This is a genomic window from Symbiobacterium turbinis (genome assembly GCF_055383075.1).
The window spans coordinates 3186221-3205304 of record NZ_AP042433.1 but is presented as its reverse complement, the minus strand read 5'-3'; the positions used below and the strand labels follow the sequence as shown (position 1 = coordinate 3205304).

Sequence of the window (19084 nt, the reverse complement as noted above, 5' to 3'; positions counted from 1 at the left end):
AGGACCGGCGTCAAGCGCGCCGAATTTTCTGACTCCCACGGTGTCCGACCGGCTCTGCCGGGCGGCACCGTGGCACTGCCCTCCGACTGGCAGGCGAGGGAGCGTCGGGAAGTGACAGCTTTCCCCAGCGTTACACGCCTGGTACCTTCCCCACTTCACGGTGTCCGACCGGCTCTGCCGGGCGGCACCGTGGCACTGCCCTCCGACTGGCAGGGGGAGGGGTGTGGGGAGGGGGGACACCTCCCCCCTCCCCACTTAGATCAAAACGCCGGAATCACCGCGCCGTCGTAGTTCTCCTCGATGAACTTCGCCACCGCCTCAGACTGCAGCAGCTCCATCAGCTTCTTGATCTCCGGGCGAGCCTCGTCGCCGGCGCGCACGGCGACAATGTTGGCATACGGGTTATCCTCCGCCGACTCCCGGGCCAGCACGTTGGCCTTCAAGCCCAGGTTCTTCTCAGCGTCCAGGTAGTAGTTGGTGTTGATGACAGCGGCGTCCACGTCCTGCAGGCTGCGCGGCAGGAACTCGGCCTGCAGCATCTCGATCTTCAGGTTCTTGGGGTTCGCGACCACATCGTTGGGCGTCGCCTCGACCCCGACCCCCTCCTTCAGCTCAATCAGCCCCTGATCGGCCAGCAGCTTCAGCGCACGCCCGCCGTTGGTGGGGTCGTCGGGAATGGAGACCGTGGCCCCGTCAGGCAGCTGGTCCAGGCTGGTCAGCTCCAGGGAGTAGAGGCCCAGCGGCTCCAGGTGGACAGCGCCGACCGAGACCAGGTCCAGACCGCGCTTGGAGGCGAAGTCTTCGAGGTAGGGCACGTGCTGGAAATAGTTGGCGTCGAGGCTGCCGTCCGCCAGGGCGAGGTTCGGCTGCACGTAGTCCGTGAAGACCACAATATCCAGGTTGATCCCCTCAGCCGCGGACGCCTCCTTGATGGACTCCAGAATCTCAGAGTGAGGCGTGACCGTCGCCCCCACCTTCAGCGTGACCTGCTCCTCCTGCTGCCCGGCAGGCTGCTGCTCACCCGCAGGCTCCTTCGCACCGCCACAGCCGGCCAGCACGCCCAGAGCCAGGACGGAAACCAGTGCAAGACTCACGATGCGCTTCATTCGCTCAACCTCCCATGTTTTCGATAACCCTATTTATGCGTAAACCTGTTGGCCAGGCTGTCGCCGATCCACTGCATGACCTGAACCATGACGACCAGGATCACCAGGCTGACGTACATGACGTCCATCTCGTACCGGGCGTAGCCCCACTTCACGGCGACGTCGCCCAATCCGCCGCCGCCGATGGCGCCGGCCATCGCCGAGTAGCCGACGACGTTCACCAGCATCAGGGCCGTGCCCCGCACCAGCGACGGCCTGGCCTCCGCCAGGAGCACCTTGGTGACCACCTGCCAGTTGGTGGAGCCCATGGCCAGGGCAGCCTCAACCAGGCCGGGGCTCACCTCGTGGAGCGCCTGCTCCACGACCCGCCCCATGAAGGGAACGGCCGCGACCACCAGCGGAACGATGGCCGCCGTGGTGCCGATGGAACTGCCGACGATCGCCCTCGTGAGCGGGGTGACCGCCACCATCAGAATGACAAAGGGCGTCGAGCGGCCGATGTTCACCAGAACACCGAGGACGCGGTTGAGCCCCGGCTTTTCCCAAAGGCCGCCCCGGGCGGTGATCACCAGCAGCACACCCAGGGGCAGGCCCAGGAGGAGCGTGAAGAAGGCGGCGGCACCCACCATGTAGAGCGTCTCCCAGGTGGCTTTCGCCATCATCGGCCCCAGGTTAACCATGCGGAATCACCTCCGGCGAGACCCCCTGCTCCTCGAGGAACCGCAGGGCAGCCTGAATGTCCTCCGGCCGGCCGGTGAGCTCCACCAGCAGCCGGCCCACCGTCGCTCCGGCAATCCGCTCGACCGCGCCGTGAACGATGTTGGCGTCCACCTGGAACCGGCGCACCATCGCGCTGATCAGCGGCTGGTCGGCTGAGGCGCCCACGAAGAAGAGCACAACCCGCACCCCTTCTGGGTGGATCCGGACGGCCACGTCTCCCACGGGTTCGTAAAACAGCTCCCGCAGCCGGGAGCCCGGCCGGCCGATCAGTTCCAGCACGCCGCCCTGCTCCACCACCGTGCCGCCCTCCAGGATGGCCACGGAGTCGCAGACCTGCTTCACCACCTCCATCTGGTGGGTGATCAGGAGGATGGTCAGCCCGAGCCGCTGGTTGATCTCCCGGAGCAGCGCCAGCACCGACCGGGTGGTGTCCGGATCCAGTGCCGATGTGGCCTCATCGGAGAGCAGAACCTTCGGCCCGGGCGCCAGCGCCCGCGCGATGCCCACCCGCTGCTTCTGGCCGCCGGAGAGCTGGGCCGGATAGGCGTCGGCCTTGTCCGACAGCCCCACCAGGGCCAGCAGCTCCTCCACCCTCTCCCAGATGCGCTGGCGGGGCCAGCCGGCCACCTCCAGCGGGTAGGCCACGTTGCCAAAGACCGTGCGGGCATCGAACAGGTTAAACTGCTGGAAGATCATACCCATCTCCTGGCGCGCGGCCCGCAGCTCCTGGGGGCTGAGGCGGGTGATCTCCCGCCCGTCCACCCAAACCTCGCCTGCTGTCGGACGCTCCAGCAGATTGACGCACCGGATGAGGGTAGACTTTCCGGCTCCGCTCTGGCCGAGTATGCCGAAAATCTGCCCCCTGGGCACGTGCAGGCTGACATCGCTCAAGGCCACGATCTCCTGCCCATTCTGTTTGAATATCTTCGTGAGGCCCTTGAGCTCGATCACGAGGCCTTACCTCCATTTCGGCAATAGAAAAGTGCGCCCCACAATAGAGGCGCACAGAATCAACATCATCGTCTTCCGGCTGCCTCTTATCTTCGGGAGAGCAGATGCCCTCCCCAGGAATTGGCACCGCTGCACGCCGGGGCACGTGCCGGTTGCCGTGGCGTCATCGGGCCAGTCCCTCAGCCTACTCTGGATAAGAGTCAACGCTATGCAGTTTGTATTGAAGCTAAAGATACCACGGCGCGCCGAATGCGTCAACCAGGAATCTGTGGTTGATCGTCAGTTGGAACTCAGCGGGGCCAGCACGCGCGGCACCTCAGGGCCCGAGCCCTCAGGGTGCGCGGTGACCAGGATGTTCGCGCCGCAGGTGAGGGCCCTGGCCTGCAGGACCGGGTCGTCGGTGGCCACCCACAGATCGGCGTCAGGCAGGCAGAGCCTGGTGATGGCCAGCACCCGCAGCACATCGGCGGCCGCGTCGACGGAGCGCACCACCACGCCGGTGACGGCTGCGTTGCGCAGGACCTCCAGGTCGTCGGCGATGTCCTCATCGGTCTGGCCGGCGATGCCCACGCAGATGCCCCCCGTCACCCGGAAACCGAGACCCTTCAGCCACAGGCCGCGGGTGAGCCGGTCGGCCGGCGACTGGCCCGGGTACAGGTGCGCGAAGAGCTCCGGATTGCAGCAGTCGTGTGGCAGCAGGTACTCCACGGCGCCGGCCTGACGCCACTGCGCATAGACGTCGTACGCCCGATCGCCCAGACAGAGGGCAATGTGCATCTCTGTCTGCGCCGCGATCTTCCGAATGAGGTCCGCCACGTCACCCACGGCCTGGTACTCCGACGATGCGCACAGCAGCACCGACTCGCAACCTTTCTGCCACGCAGTCACCACGTCATTGACCACACTGTCGGGTTCGCTGACTTCGAGGTCGACGAGCAGGCGCAGCGACGGCTCTTGACCCTTGTTCTGCCGGCAGATTCGGCCGGCGACTTCAAGCAGATTTCGGTACTCGTCTTCCTCGGCACGCAACATGAGCAGAATCTCCCGGCGACTAGGCGTACGGCCGGCTTCGGCACGACGAAGGATCGGCCCAATCACACGATCACCTGCCTCTTGTGACAGCCGTCACAAATATCGTACCGGATTGTCTGGCAATAGCCTATTCCGGGAAAGGCCCATTTCTTTGTGGCTACTTTTGTTCACGCGGTACTATCATCCAGTCCACAACCTGCGCCGCCACCTCGTCCCGGCCGCGTTCCAACACCAGGAAGTGTCCCCGCCCCGGCAGCACCAAGAGCCGGGCCGATGGGAGGCGCGCCGCAAGGTAGGCGGCGCTGTCCGGCGCAATCCAGTCATCGCGGTCGCCCTGCACGGCCAGGACGGGGGCCTCCACCCGCCCGAGCTGCCGCCGCGTGAGGCGCGCGAGGCGCACCAGCGACCGGAGGGCGGGCATAACGCGGGCCGGCGTGCCCAGGTAAGCAGCCATGCGCGCGCCGAGGCCTTCCGCATCCTCCAGCAGGATCGGCGCCGCCAGGGTGCAGACGGAGCGTACGGCGTGCCGCGCGGCCAGGTGGAGGGCGATCAGCCCGCCCATCGAGAACCCGACCAGGTGGACCTCTGCGCAGACGGCCCGCACCTGACCCAGGGCAGCCTCGGCTCCCCGGATCCAGTGCCGGAACCGGGTGCGGCCCAGGTCCGCCGCTTCCGGGCCGTGCCCTGGCAGCACCGGCGCGCAGACGGTGAGCTTCCGCGCCGCCAGGTAGTCCACCAGCGGCCGGACCTCGGCGGGCGAGCCGCCGAAACCGTGCAGCACGAGGCACCCCACGGGCCCGCCCTGTACGAACACGGGCCCGCTGTTGCGCATGACGATCGGCATGGCGCACCTCCGGTGGAAAGCAAAAAGGGCCGGGTCACTTCCCCCGGCCCTGCGATACCGCTCTGCTAACGCCTCTAGCCCCGGGTCTCCAGGAAGAGCATGAGCACAGACGTCAACACGAAGAGGGTGGCAAACGCCATGCTGAAGCGGTTCAGAATCTCGTCCATGCCCTTCTTCTTGCCGAAGATCTGCTCCCCCGCACCGGCGATGGAGCCTGACAGGCCCGCGCTCTTACCGGACTGCAGCAGCACCGTCGCGATCAGGCCCAGGGCAAACAGGGTATGAATAACCAGCACGAATGTTTTCATCCCTTCACCCCCTCGCGTGCGCCTTGATAGCTTGTCAATTGTACCATATCCCACCGGCGGGGACAATCGCGAAGTGGAATGCCTGGGCGCCAAAGAGGATCTCATGATGCGACAAGCGGGGCCGACAAGTCTCGACAGACTTCGCGGCCCCGCTCTGTGTTAACCCTGCTTCCGGCCGCGGACCGCCGAGAGTCCCGCGAAGACGGCCGCGTCGCCCATCTCCTCCTCGATGCGGAGCAGCTGGTTGTACTTGGCCACCCGGTCCGTGCGGGAGGGAGCGCCGGTCTTGATCTGCCCGCAGTTCAGGGCCACCGCCAGGTCGGCGATGGTGGTGTCCTCGGTCTCGCCCGAGCGGTGCGACATCACGGATGTGTACCCGGCCCGGTGCGCCATCGCCACGGCCTCCATCGTCTCGGTCAGGGTGCCGATCTGGTTCACCTTGACCAGGATGGAGTTGGCGGCGTTCATCTCAATGCCCCGTGCGAGCCGCTCGGTGTTGGTGACGAAGAAGTCGTCGCCCACCAGCTGCACCCGGTCGCCGATCCGGCGGGTCAGCTCGACCCACGCCTCCCAATCGTCCTCGGCCACGCCGTCCTCGATGGAGACGATGGGGTACTGCCGCGTCCAGCTGTCCCACAGGTCGATCAGCTGATCGGTGGTGAGCGTCTTGTTGCCCTCGCCGGCCAGCACGTACTTGCCGTCCCGGTAGAACTCGCTGGAGGCCACGTCCATGCAGAGGAAGACTTCCTCGCCGGGCTTGTAGCCGGCCTTTTCGATGGCCTCCAGGATGACGGTGATGGCCTCCTCGTTGGACTTCAGGTCGGGAGCGAAGCCGCCCTCGTCGCCGACGGCCGTGTTGTAGCCCTTGGCCTTCAGCACCGCCTTCAGGGTGTGGAAGATCTCGGCCCCCATGCGAAGCGACTCCCGGAACGAGGGCGCGCCGGCGGGGAAGATCATGAACTCCTGCATGTCGACGTTGTTGTCAGCGTGCGCGCCGCCGTTGAGGATGTTCATCATCGGCACCGGCAGCGTGCGGGCGGTCAGACCGCCCACGTGACGGTACAGGGGAATGCCCAGCTCGGCCGCCGCAGCCCGGGCCGCCGCCAGCGACACCCCCAGGATGGCGTTGGCGCCCAGCTTGGACTTGTTCGGCGTGCCGTCCAGCGCGAGCATCGCCTGGTCCAGCTCCACCTGGTCGGTGGCATCCAGGCCGATCACCGCCTCGGCAATCACCTCGTTCACGTTCCGCACGGCGTTCAGCACGCCCTTGCCCAGGTAGCGCTGCTTGTCGCCGTCGCGCAGCTCCACCGCCTCGAACTGCCCGGTCGAGGCGCCCGAGGGCACGATGGCCCTGCCGGCGGTGCCGGAGGCGAGGATCACCTCCACCTCCACCGTGGGATTGCCCCGGGAATCCAGTACCTCGCGGCCATGCACATTCACAATCGTCGTCATCCCAGATCAGGCTCCTTCCACGTTGCTCACCAACAGCGAATCCGCGTCCATCTGCGGCGGCTTGGGCAGGCCGATGATCTCCAGCAGCGTCGGCGCGATGTTGGCCAGCACACCGGGCCTGAGCTTCGCCGAGATCCGCTGGTCGTCCACCAGGATGCAGGGGACGGGGTTGGTCGTGTGGTTGGTGTGCGGCGCCCCGGTCTCGTGGTCCACCATCTGGTCGGCGTTGCCGTGGTCGGCCAGGATGATGGCGGCACCGCCCTTGGCCAGCAGCGCATCCACCACCTGCCCCAGGCACTCGTCGACCGCCTCCACCGCCCTGATCGCCGCCTCCAGCACGCCGGTGTGGCCCACCATGTCCGGGTTGGCGAAGTTGAGCACGATGAAATCCGTCCGATCCTCTTCAATCCACTTGACCGCCTCCCGGGCCACCTCGTACGCCGACATCTCGGGCTTCAGGTCGTAGGTGGGCACCTTGGGCGACGGAATCAGCACCCGCTCCTCGCCGGGGAAGACCCGCTCCTCGCCGCCGTTGAAGAAGTAGGTCACGTGCGGGTACTTCTCGGTCTCAGCGATGCGCAACTGCCGCAGCCCGGCCTCCGCCACCACCTGGCCCATCGGCACGTCGACGAACTGCGGGCCGAAGGCCACGGGAATGTCGGTGAACGTCTGGTCGTACTGCGTCATGGTCACCAGGGTAACCGGCTCGAACCCCTCGGGCCGCTTGAACCCGTCAAAGGCTGTCTCGTGCAGGGCCCGCACGATCTGCCGGGCCCGGTCCGGCCGGAAGTTGAAGAAGATGACCCCGTCGCCCGCGCCGATTCGTCCGTCCACCCCCTCGATCACCGTGGGCTGCACGAACTCATCGGTCTCGCCCCGCGCGTAAGCCAGTTCCACCGCCTCCACGGCCGACGCGGCCTTGTGCCCGATTCCCCGGGTCAGCGCCAGGAACGCCTTCTCCGTGCGCTCCCACCGCTTGTCCCGGTCCATGGCGTAGTACCGGCCGGAGACGGTGGCGATGGCGCCCAGCCCGACCTCTTTCAGCTTGGCCTCCACCTGCTCCAGGTAGGGCCCGGCGGACTTGGGAGGCACGTCGCGCCCGTCGAGGAACGCGTGGACGTACAGCCGCTCCACGTTCTCCCGTTTCGCCAGGTCGATGAGCGCGAGCAGGTGGTCGATGTGGCTGTGGACCCCGCCGTCGGAGACCAGCCCCATCAGGTGCAGGGCCGCCCCCGGCTGCCTGGCCCGGTCGATGGCCCTGCGCCAGGCGGGCAGGGTGTAGAACGATCCGTCATCGATCGATCGCCGGATGCGGACGAGGGTCTGGTACACGATGCGGCCCGCCCCCAGGTTCAGATGGCCCACGTTGGAGTCGCCCATCTGCCCGGGGAGCAGGCCCACCGCCTCGCCCGAGGCCGTGAGCGTCGTGTGCGGATAGCGGGCCATCAGCCGGTCGAAGTTCGGGTGTCGGGCCATTGCCACGGCGTTGGCCCGGGAGTCGGGGTTCAGGCCCCATCCGTCCAGCACGATCAAGGCCACAGGTCTGCGATAGGCGGACAAGTCCGGGTCACCTCCTGCCTTCCCGAAAAGTCTGCGCGCGTCGTTCTCCGCTTACCGCAGAACTTTTGCCAAGTTATTTTACCAAAGTCAGGTTCGTTATTGAAGGCCTGTTCCCCTTCCTCTTTAGCTGTTTCCCCCTAGTCTGCGCGAAAGACCGTATCCGCGTGCAAACTAAGAGCGTCCTAACCGCGAGCGAATACCCCACGGGGTATCCTATCTACAGGAGGGACCGCAAATGGCACAGTATACTGTTCCCATTACCGACGCTACCTTTGAGGCTGAGGTGCTGCAGTCCGAGCTTCCGGTGCTCGTTGACTTCTGGGCCCCCTGGTGCGGACCGTGCAGGATGATCGGCCCCGTGCTGGAGGACTACGCGCGGGACAACGGTCACCGCATCAAGATCGCCAAGCTGAACGTGGATGAGGAGCAGCAGTGGGCCGGCCAGTTCGGCGTGATGTCCATCCCGACGATGATCCTCTTCCACAAGGGGAAGCCGGTCGGCCAGCTGGTGGGCTTCCGGCCCAAGCACGAGATGTACCGGATTCTGGACGCCGCGTTGGATCAACTCGAGTCGGCCTGAGCAGAAACCTGACCGGCGGAGGGGGATAAGTCCCTCCGCCGAAGTCGTTTCATGAACGACCGGCGCTCGCCGCGATCACGTCAAAAGCGGTACAGCCGACCGACAGAACAGGGCTCTGCCCTGCGTTTGTAAGCAGGCTCACTTGAAAGGGGAACCGGGACACGCAGGTCCGGTTCCCCTTCGCAACTCAGCCGAGCTTGATGAACTGCTCGATCACGACGTCAACTGCGGCCGTCGGATCCTCGCCGCGTTTCAGGGCTTCCGTCACCTGCACGCCCATATTGCAGGCGGCGGCTTTCATGCCCACGCGGTTGATGGCCGCTTTCATGGCGCCCAGTTGGATGAGGATCTGCTCGCAGTCCTGCCCCTCTTCCAGCATTCGCTGCACACCCCGGGCCTGCCCCTCGATGCGCTTCAGGCGGCGCATCAGGTCTTCGTACAGTGCCGGGTTGGCTTCCTTGATGTTCATCCCAACCGCCTCCTGCCATAAGATTACCGTACCCCGTATCCTGTGTCAAAGGGACAGAATGACCCGCCGCACCGGCGTGCGGCGGGTGTGCCAAGGCGAGTCCGGACGGGCGGCCTCTTGGGCGCTGACGCCTAACGGGCGGCCTCGCAGATCGCGGCGAAGGAAGCCGGGTCGAGGCTGGCGCCGCCCACCAGCGCCCCGTCGATATCCGGCTGGGCCATGTAGCTGGCCATGTTGGCGGGCTTCACCGACCCGCCGTACTGGATGCGCACCCGCGCGGCGGCGTCCGCACCGAAGGTCTCCGCCACCACGGCCCGCACGGCGGCGATGCGCGCCTGCGCGTCGCCCGGATCGCAGTTCTTGCCGGTGCCGATGGCCCACACCGGCTCGTACGCGATGATCAGGCCCGCCACCTGCTCGGCCGTCAGCCCTTCCAGGCCGGCCAGGAGCTGCCGCCGGTTCACCGCATCGGCCTGGCCGGCCTGCTGCTCCTCCAGCGTCTCTCCGATGCAGAGGATGGGGGTCAGGTTGTGCTCCAGCGCGGCGCGCACCTTCGCACCGACCACCTGGTCGCTCTCACCGAAGAGCCGCCTCCGCTCCGAGTGACCGAGGATCACGTACTTGCAGCCCGCATCGACCAGCATGGCGCCGGAGACCTCGCCGGTGAAGGCCCCGGACGGCTGGTCGCTCATGTTCTGCGCCCCAAGTCCCACCTGGCTGCCCTTCAGCCCCTCGGCCACCGCGGCCAGCGCGGTGAAGGGCGGGCAGATCACGATCTCGACCCCGGCCAGGTCCCGCGCCCGGGGCAGGAAGTCCGCCAGGAACTGCCGGGCCTCCGTCTGCGTCTTGTGCATCTTCCAGTTCGCTGCAACAACGGGTGTCCGCATGGCATGGGTCCTCCTTTGCACGTCGCGTCCCGGCTAACGGCCCCAGTCGGCGATGAGCCAGGGCTTGCCGGCGCCCTCCCGCACCAGCACGAAGTAGGCCCACTGGGGCCCCTCCACCAGACTGGGATCGCGCCGCTCCTCACCGGGCACCAGTGCCAGTTCATACTCAACCCGCAGGACCTGCTGCTCGCCGTAGCCGGGTACGCGCACCGCCGGCGCGTCCGGCGCGGGGGTCACCCCGGTCACGCGCGCCGCCTTCACCGAAAGCCGCCGGCGGTCCAGGGTGGTCGGCCCGCTGTACAGGCGGGCCCGCTGAGGCGTCAGCGTTGCCAGAATCCACTCCAGGTCATGGGCCTCAATCGCACGGAAGTGCTCCTCCACCACCTCTGCCGGCTCAGCCTGCGCCCGCCGGCGCAGCCACGCCGCAGCAGGCGATTCCGGCTGCCGGCGCCCGAAGATCCTACCCAGCAGGTTCATTACGGCTTCACGGCGAGACAGGCGACGCCGGGAAGCTCCTTCCCCTCCAGGAACTCCAGCGATGCGCCGCCACCGGTGGAGACGTGGGTCATCCGGTCGGCCAGGCCCGCCGCCTCGACGGCGGCAACGGAGTCTCCGCCGCCCACGATCGTCACGCCTTCGCTGTCGGCCATCGCCTGGGCCACGGCGAAGGTTCCCCGCGCGAAGGGCTCCATCTCGAACACGCCCATCGGGCCGTTCCAGACCACGGTGCGGGCCTCCCGGATGGCCGCGGCGAACGCGCGGGCGCTCTCCGGCCCGATGTCCAGGGCCATCCAGCCCTCCGGAATGGCGTCGGCCCGGACCACACGCTGCTGGGCTTCCGCCTTGAACTCCGAGGCCACCACCAGGTCGGATGGCAGGAGGATCTTGTCGCCGCCCTTCGCGAGCAACTCCCTCGCCGTGTCGAGCCGGTCCTCCTCCACCAGCGACTGGCCGGTGGGCAGGCCCTTGGCCCGCAGGAACGTGTTGGCCATGCCGCCGCCGATGATCAGCCGGTCGACCTTGGTCAGGAGGTTCTCGATGACCATGATCTTGTCAGAGACCTTGGCGCCGCCGATGATGGCCACGAACGGCCGGTCGGGGTCGGACAGGGCCTTGCCCATGATGTCGACCTCTTTCTGCATCAGGAAGCCGGCGACACGCACCTCCATATGGTCCGCCACGCCCCGGGTCGAGGCGTGCGCCCGGTGGGCGGTGCCGAACGCGTCGTTCACGAAGATCTCGCCCAGGCGCGCGAGCTGCGCGGCGAACTCGGGGTCGTTCTTCTCCTCCCCCGGATGGAAGCGGACGTTCTCCAGCAGGACCACCGAGCCGGGCGGCTGCGAGGCCACGAGCCGCTCCACGTCCTCGCCGATGCAGTCCGGGGCGAACTCCACCGGCCGGTCCAGCAGCTCAGACAGGCGCCGCGCACAGGGGGCCAGGGAGAACGCCTCGTTCCGCTTGCCCTTGGGCCGCCCCAGGTGCGAGGCCAGTACCACGACCGCCCCTTCCTCCACCAGGTACCGAATGGTGGGCAGGGCAGCCCGTATCCGGGTGTCATCGGTGATGCGGCCATCCTCCAGCGGGACGTTGAAATCGACGCGCACGAAGGCGCGCCTGCCCTTGACATCGATGTCGCGCACGGTCATCAAGGCCATCTTTCGACTCCACCTTTCTCGCATGGCGCCCCGGCCGGGGCGGGATGATCCCCTGACTTTGTTAAACCCCTCAACAAAAGATTTTCCACGGAAATGGAAAAATCCCTTCCCGCGGCTTAGTATTCTTCCGGCACCGCGCGGTGATACAGATAGGTTTTGTTTAGCACCCGGATAGATTCTTTTTATGGTATCGTATAGGTAGGATGAATGGATTCGCCAACCGGGAGGCGAGCGAGGATGGATGTGCAAGGACTGGAGGCCTTCTGGTGGATTGCGAAAACCGGCAGCTTCAACCGGGCCGCCGAGCGGCTTTTCCTCACCCAGCCCTCGGTGACGGCCCGCATACAGGCCCTCGAGAAAGAGCTGGGGCAACTGCTCTTCGAACGCCGCCCCCGCGGCGTGCGTCTCACGGATGCCGGCAAGGCGCTGCTGCCTCACGCCGAGCGCGTCCTGCAGGACATCAAGCGGGCCCGCCAAGCGGTGCTCGACCTGCAGACGGCCAGCGGGGGAACGCTTTCCGTGGGCTCGGCCCTCACCACCTCTGCCTACCTGCTGCCCGATATCCTGACGAAGTTCAAGAGCTCCTACCCCAAGGTGGAGGTGCTGGTGCACACCGGCCGCTCGCACCAGGTGCAGCAGCTGGTGCTGGACGACACCGTGCAGGTCGGGCTCGTGCACGCGCCGCTCCCCAACCATGCTGAGATCGTCACCTACCCGCTGTCGGAGGAGCCCATCCTGCTGGTCGTCCCGCCCGATCATCCCGTGGCCCGGCGAAAGGAGGTCTCGCTGGACGAGCTGACGCAGGAGTCGTTCATCACCACCGACCGGGCCTCCGGGTACTGGGCCCTGGTGGAGCAGTGGTGGGCAGGGCAGGGGTTCGTCCCCCATATTACAATGGAGCTGGATTCCATTGAAGCCGCCAAGCGCATGGTGCTCTGCGGACTCGGGCTGACCATGCTGCCTTATTCCACGGTGAAGTCCGAGATCGAGCTGAGCCAGGTGGTGGCGGTGCCGCTGGCCAACAGCGCCAACCTGAAACGGCAGAACATCCTCATCCACCGCCGGGGCAAGATCTGGAGCGGCACCGCCAAGGCCTTCCTCCGCGTGCTGGAGGAGTTGTTCCAGGTCAATCTGGGGTTGGAAGAGGAGGAGTGAGCTGAACGGGTGCGGTACTTCCCGTCTGAGCGGGCGCTGTGGTTCGCCCTGATCGTCTGGGTTCTCGTTCCCGGCATGCTGGTAGCCATGCTGGTCTTGCTGATCCGGGAGCCGAGCCCCTGGTGGGTCTGGCTCCTGGCCGGGGTGCTGCCGGCGCTCATCCAGGGCCTGATGTTCTGGATCTGGTTCCGCACGGGCTACACCATCACCGAGAACGAACTGATCATCCAGTCGGCCTTCCTGACCTGGCGGATTCCCCTCGCCAGCATCAAGTATGTCCGGCCGACGCGAAGCCCCCTCTCGTCGCCCGCGCTGTCCATGAACCGCCTGGAGATCCGCACCAACAAGGGCTTCGCGCCCCTCATCTCTCCCAGGGACCGAGCGGCGTTCCTGCAGCTCCTGCGGGAGCGCTGCCCGCAAGTGGAGATCCGGGTCTGAACCACAATAACTCAGGGCTGCGCGTTCGTGCGCAGCCCTTTGCCGTGACCATCCGTATTCACCTGACTATCCGTAACGGCGCCGCTGGCCCGAGTTGGGCACGCCCATCTCGTCCCGGTACTTCGCGACCGTGCGGCGCGCGATCTTGAGCCCCTTGGCCGCCAGCGCCTCGGCAAGCGCCTGGTCGGAGAGCGGCGCAGCCGGATCCTCCTGCCTGATCAGGTCCGCGATGAGCCGCTTCACCGCCTCCGCGGCCACCCCCTCCCCGCGGCCGGACTCCACGCCGCTGGAAAAGAAGTATTTCAGCTCGAACATGCCCTGCGGCGTCTGGGCCCACTTGCCGCTGGTGGCCCGGCTCACGGTCGACTCGTGCACCCCGACCGCCTCGGCCACCTCCCGCAGCGTGAGCGGACGCAGGTACCTGGGGCCGTGATCGAAAAAGTCCCGCTGAAACCGCACGATCGCCTCGGTCACCCGCAGCAGGGTCAGGCGGCGCTGCTCGATGGACTTGATCAACCAGAGCGCCGACTGAATCCGGTCCTCCACGTAGCGGCGGGTCCTGCCGTCGGCGGTGTCCAGCAGCCGGCGGTAGTGGGGCGATATCGACAACCGCGGGAGGGGCGCCTCGTTGACCAGCACCACGTACTCCTGGCCCACGCGCTCCACCACCACGTCGGGCACGACATACCGGGTCTCATCGGCGCCGCCGAAGCGGCGCCCGGGCTTGGGGTCAAGGCTGCGGATCGCGTCCGCCGCCGCCTGCACCTCGGCCGTGTCCACGCCCAGCCGCTCGGCGATCCGGGGGATGCGCCCGGCGGCCAGGTCCCGCAGATGATGCCGGATCAGCTCAGGCACCAGCGGGTTCGGGTCGTCCAGGGTGGCCCACTGAATCAGGAGGCACTCCTGCAGCGACCGTGCCCCGACGCCCGGTGGATCCAGCGACTGAATCACCTGCAGTGCGGCCTCCACCTGCTCCTCCGGGGCGCCCAGCTGCGCGGCGGCCTCCTCCACGGAAACGGTCAGGTAACCGTGGTCGTCGATGCAGCCGATGAGGAACCGGGCGATGCGCTCCTGCTTCCGGTCCAGCGGCAGCAGCCCCAGCTGGCTGTTCAGGTGCTCCGCGAGCGTGGGCAGCTTCGGCGTGTACGCCTCGAACGACGTCTCCTCGTCCCGGTCCGACGGCGCGCCGGCCCCGGGCAGGTCCCCGCGGCTCAGGAAATCCAGCAGCCGGCCCACTTCGGAGGGCGCCCCCTCCTCCACGGGCTCCCGGGGCTCTGCCTCCAGGCAGGGATTCTCCAGCAGTTCGCCGGCGATCAGTTCGCCCAGCTCGGCTACCGGCTTCTGCAGCACCGTGATGGCCTGGCGCAACTCGGGTGTCATCACCAGGCGCTGGGTCTGCTGCATTCGAAGCTCAAAACCGAGACGCATGGCCGACACCCCCCAGCATGCTGCTCTGCTGTAGGCTATTCTCCCTGGTCGCCCCCGTTTCCTCTGCAAGTCCTGTGCCAATCGCCGCGCGCCAGAAAGCGGCGCGTCTCCGGCTGCTGGGGCCGTTCCAGAACCTCAGCCGCCGGCCCCTCCTCCACCAGCCGCCCGTCCTGGAAGAACGCCACCCGGTCCGCCAGACGGCGGGCCTGCTCGAGGGAATACGTCACCAGCACGATCGCCATCGAGCACCGCAGCTCCGCGATCAGCCGCTCGATCTCCTCGGTGGCGCCCGGGTCCAGGGCCGAGCAGGGCTCGTCCAGGAGCAGCACCTCCGGCTCCATGGCCAGGGCCCGGGCCAGGCAGAGCCGCTGCTGCTGCCCACCCGACAGCCCGCCCGCGTGCTGGTGGAGCCTGCTCTTCACCTCGTTCCAGAGCGCCGCCCGCTGCAGGGCCGAGCAGACGATGCGCTCCAGCTCCTTCCCCCGCACGCCGAGCAGGGCCGGGCCGAAGGCCACGTTCTGGAAGATCGACATCGGAAAGGGGTTCGGCCGCTGGAACAGCATGCCGATCCGGCGGCGCAGCACCTCCGGGGGCAGCCGGTCGATGGGGCGGCCGTCCAGCAGGATCCGCCCCTCCACCCGCGCGTCGTGGCGCAGGTCGTGCATGCGGTTCAGGGCCCGGAGGAATGTCGACTTCCCGCAGCCCGACGGCCCGATCAGGGCCGTCACCGACCGGTCCGGCACGGCGAGGCTCACCCCCCGCAGCGCCGCGCGCCCGCCATAGTAGACCCTGAGGCCCCGGGTAGCCAGCTTGGCACGGGCCGTGTCTCCTCGCATCACCGCACCCGCCTCCCGCCCAGCAGCAGATGGGCGAATATGTTCACAAACAGGACCCCGCACACCAGGGCCAGCGCCGTGGCGTAGGCCCGACCGTCGGAGAGCCCCTCGCCCGCCAGGATGTAGAGGTGGACGGCCATGGGCCGGCCCGGATCCAGGGGCGACCGCGGCAGGGCCAGGTCGGTGCCCGCGGTCAGCAGCACCGCCGCGGTCTCGCCCACGGCCCGCCCCAGGGCCAGCAGGGCGCCCGTCAGGATGCCGGGGGCCGCCTGCGGCAGCACGATCCGGCGGATGGCGTCCCACCGTGCGGCCCCCAGCGCGGCAGCCCCCTCCCGCAGTTCCTGCGGCACGGCGGCCACAGCCTCCTCGCTGGTGCGGATGACCGTCGGCAGCAGCATGACGGCCAGCGTCGCGCTGCCCGAAAGCAGCGAGGGCCCCCACCCCAGCCGCACGACGAACACCGCAAACCCGAAGAGGCCGAAGAGGATGGAGGGAACGCCCGCCAGCGTCTCGGTGAGGCTGCGGATGAGACCGACGATCCGGCCCGGGGGCGCGTACTCCACCAGGTAGAGCGCGGTGCCGACCCCCAGCGGGAGGCTGAATGCCAGCGCGCCGGCGGCCAGCCACAGGGTGGACAGGATGACGGAGAGGATGCCGCCCTCGCGGCCGGCGCCCGCCGGCAGGGTGAACAGGAAGTCGGACGTGAGGCTCCCGGCTCCTTTGACAGCCACCGCGGCCACCAGGCCGGCCATCACGCCGGAGACGACGAGCGCCAGGGCGCTGAGCAGCGGCCTCACCGCGCCGCCCTCCCTCCGGCGGCGAGCCGGGCAGCCTGGGTGACGGCCAGGTTGAGCAGGAGGAGCAGCGCGCCGCTGGCAAACAGCGCCTCCCGGTGACGGCCGGCCGCGTAGGCCATCTCCAGGGCGATGTTGCCCGTCAGGGTGCGGGCCGGATCCAGGGGCGAGCGGGGCACGGCCGCGGCGTTGCCCAGCACCATCAGCACGGCCATCGTCTCGCCCAGGGCACGCCCCAGCGCAAGGACCACCGCAGCCGTGAGGCCGCTCTTCGCCGCGGGCAGGAGCAGCCTCCACGCCACCTGCCCCGGCGTGGCGCCCAGCGCGTACGCCCCCTCCCGCAGCGCGGGGTCCACCGCCCGCAGCGCATCTTCGGAAACCGCGGCGATCGTCGGCAGCACGATGAGCGCCAACACCAGGCAGCCGGCCAGCAGGCTGAAGCCGAGCCCGCCGAAGACCCGGCTGATCCAGGGCACGATGAGGTTCAGCCCCAGGAAGCCGAAGACGACGCTGGGCACGGCCGCCATTCCCTGGAGCGCGGGCCTGACCACCCCCGCCAGCCGGGGCGACGCGACGTCGGCGAGGAAGAGGCCGAGCCCAATGCCCGCCGGTACGGCCAGCGTCAGGCTGCCGAGGGTGACCAGGGCCGAACCCGCCAGCAGCGGGAGCACGCCGAACTTTCCGTCCTCCGGGCTCCAGACCGCCCCGAACAGGTGGGGCAGGGCGGGCCAGCCCTCCACGGCCACCGCCAGCGCGATCAGGAGAACGCCGGCTGAGGCCACGGCGGCCAGCGCCGCCAGGGCGGCGCGCGCAAGACGGTCCCGCACATCCATCCCCCCAGATCTTCCTGAAGCGATGGATATGCGGAACCGTCACATATGAGACAGGCTATCGGACCGGGAGCAATCCCTCGTCCGCCACTAACCGCTGCCCGGCGGGACTCAGGGCGTACATCAGGAAGGCCCGCGCCTCGCCCGAAGGGGGGCCCAGCGTGACCAGGCTGAGCGGGCGCACCAGGGGGTATCCGGGCTCGCCGGGCAGTCGCCCGTCGACGCGCACCAGCTTGACCCCGCCGGCCCGGGCGACGCCCAGGCTCAGATAGCCCACCGCGGCCGGATCGTTCCGGATGGCCAGCCGGATGACCCCGTTGCTGTTCTGCACGGCGGTCAGGGGGTGAATCGGGCCGACGAGCTCCCGGAACGCCTCCCGCGAGCCCGATCCCGCCTCGCGGCTGATAAGGTGCACCCGGCCCGCGGGGCTCCCCAGCTCGGCCCAGTCCCGGATCTCGCCGGAAAAAAGGCGGCGCAGCTCGGCCAGAGTCAGCCCCTCCACGGGGTTGGACGGGTGGACGGCGATGGCGAGCACATCCCAGGCGATGACGTGCGCCCGGAACCCCTCGCGGACCTCCTCGGGCGTGAGTCTCCGGGAGATGGTGGCCAGATCCGCCACCCCGGTTCGCAGGGCCTGCAGGCCCGCCGTGGACCCGACGCCCTGAGCGGAGACCCGTGCGCCGCCGGCCGCCTGGTAGCCCTCGGCCAGCATCTCCGCCAGGGGCTGGAGCGAGGTCGAACCGGCGATGCGCAGGCCGACGCTGGAGCGGCCGCAGCCCGCGAGCAGGGCGGCGAGCAGGGAGAGGATCAGCACGGTTTGCCTCGTATACGCGCGCATGAGGCGCCTCCTGTTCAGGCCAGTCTTTCCCTAGCCTTTCCAGAAGGCGCCCCGCCGTTGCATTCAGATCTCTTTCAGGAAGACGCCGTCGCAGACGAACGTCGCCGGACCGGTCAGAAAGACGTGGTTCGTGGCCTCGTCCCACTCCACCTGGAGATCGCCCCCCGGCATGCGGATCCGGGCCTGCCTCCCGGTATGGCCCAGCAGGCAGGCGGCCACGAGCACGGCCGAGCCCCCCGTGCCGCAGGCCAGGGTGATGCCCGATCCCCGCTCCCAGGTGCGGGCCCTTACCTCCGACCTGCTCAGCACCTGTGCGAAGTTGACGTTGACCCTCGTCGGAAAGCCGGGATGCCGCTCCAGCAGCGGGCCGACCGCCGCCAGGTCCACCGACTCGACGTCGTCGGCAAAGATCACGATGTGCGGCACGCCGGTATTCACCGTTATCACGCGGTACTCCCGGCCGGCGGCCGCGACCCGCTGCTCGCCCAGGCCGCGCGGCTCACCCAGGTCCACCCGCACCGCGGCGACCTCTCCGGCCGCGTCCAGCAGCACCTCCGGCACCACGCAACCCGCCAGGGCCTGCACCCGGAACGCGCGCTTGTCGGTGAGTCCCCGATCGAAGCAGTAGCGGGCGAAGCAGCGCATGCCGTTGCCGCACATCTCCCCCTCAGAGCCGTCCGCGTTGAACATGCGGAACCGGAAGTCATAACCCGGCTCCGTCGGCGGCAGGATGACGATGAGGCCGTCTGCGCCCACGCCGAAGTGGCGGTCGCTCACGGCGCGGGCGAGCGCCGAGAGCCGTTCCTCGGGGATCTGTTCCACCAGGTTGTTGATGTAGATATAATCATTCCCGGCCCCTTCCATCTTCGTGAAGCGGATCACCGTGCCTCCACCCCCCCACGGCATCCGGAGCGGATCCTGCCGCAACATGCTGAACCGCCACCGCAGTTCAGCACGTTGCGTCGATCCAAGTGGGGAGTGGGGCGGAGCCCCCCTCCCCACTCCCCTCCCCCTGCTACCAGCTGCGCACTGCTGCCGGGTCCGGCCGTACACGCCGCCCGGCCCCGGCATAGTAAACGTTGTGCTGAACCGCTATCGCAGTTCAGCACGTTGCGTCGATCCAAGTGGGGTGTGGGGCGGAGCCCCCCTCCCCACTCCCCTCCCCCTGCTACCAGCTGCGCACTGCTGCCGGGTCCGGCCG

The 19084-nt window shown here is 68.2% G+C and carries 21 protein-coding genes and 1 riboswitch; of the genes, 3 read left to right on the top strand and 18 right to left on the bottom strand.

Going from position 1 to position 19084, the window contains the following annotated elements; translation table 11 throughout:
* Positions 1 to 260 precede the first annotated feature (260 nt).
* From ACZ45O_RS15395 to gpmI, 8 genes are all read right to left on the bottom strand, one after another.
* On the bottom strand, positions 261 to 1106 hold the full coding sequence (locus ACZ45O_RS15395; RefSeq protein ID WP_464854225.1) for a MetQ/NlpA family ABC transporter substrate-binding protein: 846 nt from the start codon (positions 1104 to 1106) through the stop codon (positions 261 to 263).
* Positions 1107 to 1135: 29 nt separating this feature from the next.
* On the bottom strand, positions 1136 to 1786 hold the full coding sequence (locus ACZ45O_RS15390) for a methionine ABC transporter permease (RefSeq protein WP_464854224.1): 651 nt from the start codon (positions 1784 to 1786) through the stop codon (positions 1136 to 1138).
* Positions 1779 to 2777 (bottom strand): methionine ABC transporter ATP-binding protein, encoded by a 999-nt coding sequence (locus ACZ45O_RS15385; RefSeq protein WP_464854223.1) that lies wholly within the window; start codon positions 2775 to 2777, stop codon positions 1779 to 1781. The genes ACZ45O_RS15390 and ACZ45O_RS15385 overlap by 8 nt, the downstream gene beginning before the upstream one ends.
* A gap of 83 nt (positions 2778 to 2860) precedes the next feature.
* A riboswitch (SAM riboswitch) is annotated at positions 2861 to 2977 on the bottom strand.
* Positions 2978 to 3056: 79 nt separating this feature from the next.
* Positions 3057 to 3809 carry a biotin synthase BioB gene (locus ACZ45O_RS15380; protein WP_464854221.1) on the bottom strand — a complete coding sequence of 251 codons (753 nt, stop codon included), beginning with the start codon at positions 3807 to 3809 and terminating at the stop codon, positions 3057 to 3059.
* Between the two features lie 157 nt (positions 3810 to 3966).
* On the bottom strand, positions 3967 to 4653 hold the full coding sequence (locus ACZ45O_RS15375) for an alpha/beta hydrolase (protein ID WP_464854219.1): 687 nt from the start codon (positions 4651 to 4653) through the stop codon (positions 3967 to 3969).
* A 74-nt stretch (positions 4654 to 4727) separates the two neighbouring features.
* Positions 4728 to 4961 (bottom strand): preprotein translocase subunit SecG, encoded by a 234-nt coding sequence (secG, locus tag ACZ45O_RS15370; RefSeq protein ID WP_464854217.1) that lies wholly within the window; start codon positions 4959 to 4961, stop codon positions 4728 to 4730.
* A gap of 159 nt (positions 4962 to 5120) precedes the next feature.
* Positions 5121 to 6413, bottom strand: a complete 1293-nt coding sequence (eno, locus tag ACZ45O_RS15365; RefSeq protein WP_464854216.1) for a phosphopyruvate hydratase — start codon at positions 6411 to 6413, stop codon at positions 5121 to 5123.
* A 6-nt stretch (positions 6414 to 6419) separates the two neighbouring features.
* Positions 6420 to 7973, bottom strand: a complete 1554-nt coding sequence (gene gpmI / locus ACZ45O_RS15360; protein ID WP_464854215.1) for a 2,3-bisphosphoglycerate-independent phosphoglycerate mutase — start codon at positions 7971 to 7973, stop codon at positions 6420 to 6422.
* Positions 7974 to 8208: 235 nt separating this feature from the next.
* On the opposite strand from gpmI, the gene trxA reads away from it, so the two are divergent.
* A complete protein-coding gene (gene trxA, locus ACZ45O_RS15355) occupies positions 8209 to 8553 on the top strand; it encodes a thioredoxin (protein WP_464854213.1) in 345 nt (114 codons plus the stop codon).
* Between the two features lie 187 nt (positions 8554 to 8740).
* Here trxA and ACZ45O_RS15350 read toward each other — a convergent pair whose 3' ends face one another.
* From ACZ45O_RS15350 to ACZ45O_RS15335, 4 genes are all read right to left on the bottom strand, one after another.
* Complete coding sequence (locus tag ACZ45O_RS15350) at positions 8741 to 9022, bottom strand: metal-sensitive transcriptional regulator (protein ID WP_464854211.1); 282 nt, start codon at positions 9020 to 9022, stop codon at positions 8741 to 8743.
* A 131-nt stretch (positions 9023 to 9153) separates the two neighbouring features.
* Complete coding sequence (gene tpiA / locus ACZ45O_RS15345) at positions 9154 to 9909, bottom strand: triose-phosphate isomerase (RefSeq protein ID WP_464854209.1); 756 nt, start codon at positions 9907 to 9909, stop codon at positions 9154 to 9156.
* Positions 9910 to 9942: 33 nt separating this feature from the next.
* Complete coding sequence (locus ACZ45O_RS15340) at positions 9943 to 10386, bottom strand: hypothetical protein (RefSeq protein WP_464854207.1); 444 nt, start codon at positions 10384 to 10386, stop codon at positions 9943 to 9945.
* Positions 10386 to 11564, bottom strand: coding sequence for a phosphoglycerate kinase (locus ACZ45O_RS15335; RefSeq protein ID WP_464854205.1), 1179 nt, complete (start codon positions 11562 to 11564; stop codon positions 10386 to 10388). Before ACZ45O_RS15335 ends, ACZ45O_RS15340 begins: the two co-directional genes overlap by 1 nt.
* Positions 11565 to 11801: 237 nt before the next feature.
* On the opposite strand from ACZ45O_RS15335, the gene ACZ45O_RS15330 reads away from it, so the two are divergent.
* Both ACZ45O_RS15330 and ACZ45O_RS15325 read left to right on the top strand, forming a co-directional pair.
* The gene (locus tag ACZ45O_RS15330) at positions 11802 to 12719 is read left to right on the top strand and encodes a LysR family transcriptional regulator (RefSeq protein WP_464854203.1); all 918 of its coding nucleotides are present in this window, start codon (positions 11802 to 11804) and stop codon (positions 12717 to 12719) included.
* 9 nt (positions 12720 to 12728) lie between these two features.
* A complete protein-coding gene (locus ACZ45O_RS15325) occupies positions 12729 to 13157 on the top strand; it encodes a PH domain-containing protein (RefSeq protein ID WP_464854202.1) in 429 nt (142 codons plus the stop codon).
* A gap of 66 nt (positions 13158 to 13223) precedes the next feature.
* Here ACZ45O_RS15325 and rpoN read toward each other — a convergent pair whose 3' ends face one another.
* The 6 genes from rpoN to dapF all read right to left on the bottom strand — a co-directional run bounded on the left by rpoN (position 13224) and on the right by dapF (position 18765).
* Positions 13224 to 14585, bottom strand: a complete 1362-nt coding sequence (gene rpoN / locus ACZ45O_RS15320) for an RNA polymerase factor sigma-54 (RefSeq protein WP_464854200.1) — start codon at positions 14583 to 14585, stop codon at positions 13224 to 13226.
* A 35-nt stretch (positions 14586 to 14620) separates the two neighbouring features.
* Entirely contained in the window at positions 14621 to 15421 is an 801-nt protein-coding gene (locus ACZ45O_RS15315; protein WP_464857804.1) for a phosphate ABC transporter ATP-binding protein, read from the bottom strand.
* Positions 15421 to 16218, bottom strand: coding sequence for a phosphate ABC transporter permease PstA (gene pstA / locus ACZ45O_RS15310; RefSeq protein ID WP_464854198.1), 798 nt, complete (start codon positions 16216 to 16218; stop codon positions 15421 to 15423). Before pstA ends, ACZ45O_RS15315 begins: the two co-directional genes overlap by 1 nt.
* Entirely contained in the window at positions 16215 to 17048 is an 834-nt protein-coding gene (gene pstC, locus ACZ45O_RS15305) for a phosphate ABC transporter permease subunit PstC (RefSeq protein ID WP_464854196.1), read from the bottom strand. Before pstC ends, pstA begins: the two co-directional genes overlap by 4 nt.
* A 55-nt stretch (positions 17049 to 17103) precedes the next feature.
* Entirely contained in the window at positions 17104 to 17883 is a 780-nt protein-coding gene (locus tag ACZ45O_RS15300; RefSeq protein WP_464854194.1) for a phosphate ABC transporter substrate-binding protein, read from the bottom strand.
* 63 nt (positions 17884 to 17946) lie between these two features.
* Positions 17947 to 18765, bottom strand: a complete 819-nt coding sequence (gene dapF, locus ACZ45O_RS15295) for a diaminopimelate epimerase (protein ID WP_464854192.1) — start codon at positions 18763 to 18765, stop codon at positions 17947 to 17949.
* Positions 18766 to 19084 lie beyond the last annotated feature (319 nt).

Coding starts and splice junctions, on each gene's coding strand:
- ACZ45O_RS15315 (WP_464857804.1), bottom strand. CDS start 15,421: ATGCGAGGAGACACGGCCCGTGCCAAGCTGGCTACCCGGGGCCTCAGG.
- pstC (WP_464854196.1), bottom strand. CDS start 17,048: ATGGATGTGCGGGACCGTCTTGCGCGCGCCGCCCTGGCGGCGCTGGCC.
- rpoN (WP_464854200.1), bottom strand. CDS start 14,585: ATGCGTCTCGGTTTTGAGCTTCGAATGCAGCAGACCCAGCGCCTGGTG.
- ACZ45O_RS15350 (WP_464854211.1), bottom strand. CDS start 9,022: ATGAACATCAAGGAAGCCAACCCGGCACTGTACGAAGACCTGATGCGC.
- ACZ45O_RS15340 (WP_464854207.1), bottom strand. CDS start 10,386: ATGAACCTGCTGGGTAGGATCTTCGGGCGCCGGCAGCCGGAATCGCCT.
- ACZ45O_RS15300 (WP_464854194.1), bottom strand. CDS start 17,883: ATGCGCGCGTATACGAGGCAAACCGTGCTGATCCTCTCCCTGCTCGCC.
- ACZ45O_RS15380 (WP_464854221.1), bottom strand. CDS start 3,809: ATGTTGCGTGCCGAGGAAGACGAGTACCGAAATCTGCTTGAAGTCGCC.
- trxA (WP_464854213.1), top strand. CDS start 8,209: ATGGCACAGTATACTGTTCCCATTACCGACGCTACCTTTGAGGCTGAG.
- ACZ45O_RS15390 (WP_464854224.1), bottom strand. CDS start 1,786: ATGGTTAACCTGGGGCCGATGATGGCGAAAGCCACCTGGGAGACGCTC.
- ACZ45O_RS15395 (WP_464854225.1), bottom strand. CDS start 1,106: ATGAAGCGCATCGTGAGTCTTGCACTGGTTTCCGTCCTGGCTCTGGGC.
- ACZ45O_RS15335 (WP_464854205.1), bottom strand. CDS start 11,564: ATGGCCTTGATGACCGTGCGCGACATCGATGTCAAGGGCAGGCGCGCC.
- ACZ45O_RS15375 (WP_464854219.1), bottom strand. CDS start 4,653: ATGCCGATCGTCATGCGCAACAGCGGGCCCGTGTTCGTACAGGGCGGG.
- secG (WP_464854217.1), bottom strand. CDS start 4,961: ATGAAAACATTCGTGCTGGTTATTCATACCCTGTTTGCCCTGGGCCTG.
- tpiA (WP_464854209.1), bottom strand. CDS start 9,909: ATGCGGACACCCGTTGTTGCAGCGAACTGGAAGATGCACAAGACGCAG.
- ACZ45O_RS15330 (WP_464854203.1), top strand. CDS start 11,802: ATGGATGTGCAAGGACTGGAGGCCTTCTGGTGGATTGCGAAAACCGGC.
- eno (WP_464854216.1), bottom strand. CDS start 6,413: ATGACGACGATTGTGAATGTGCATGGCCGCGAGGTACTGGATTCCCGG.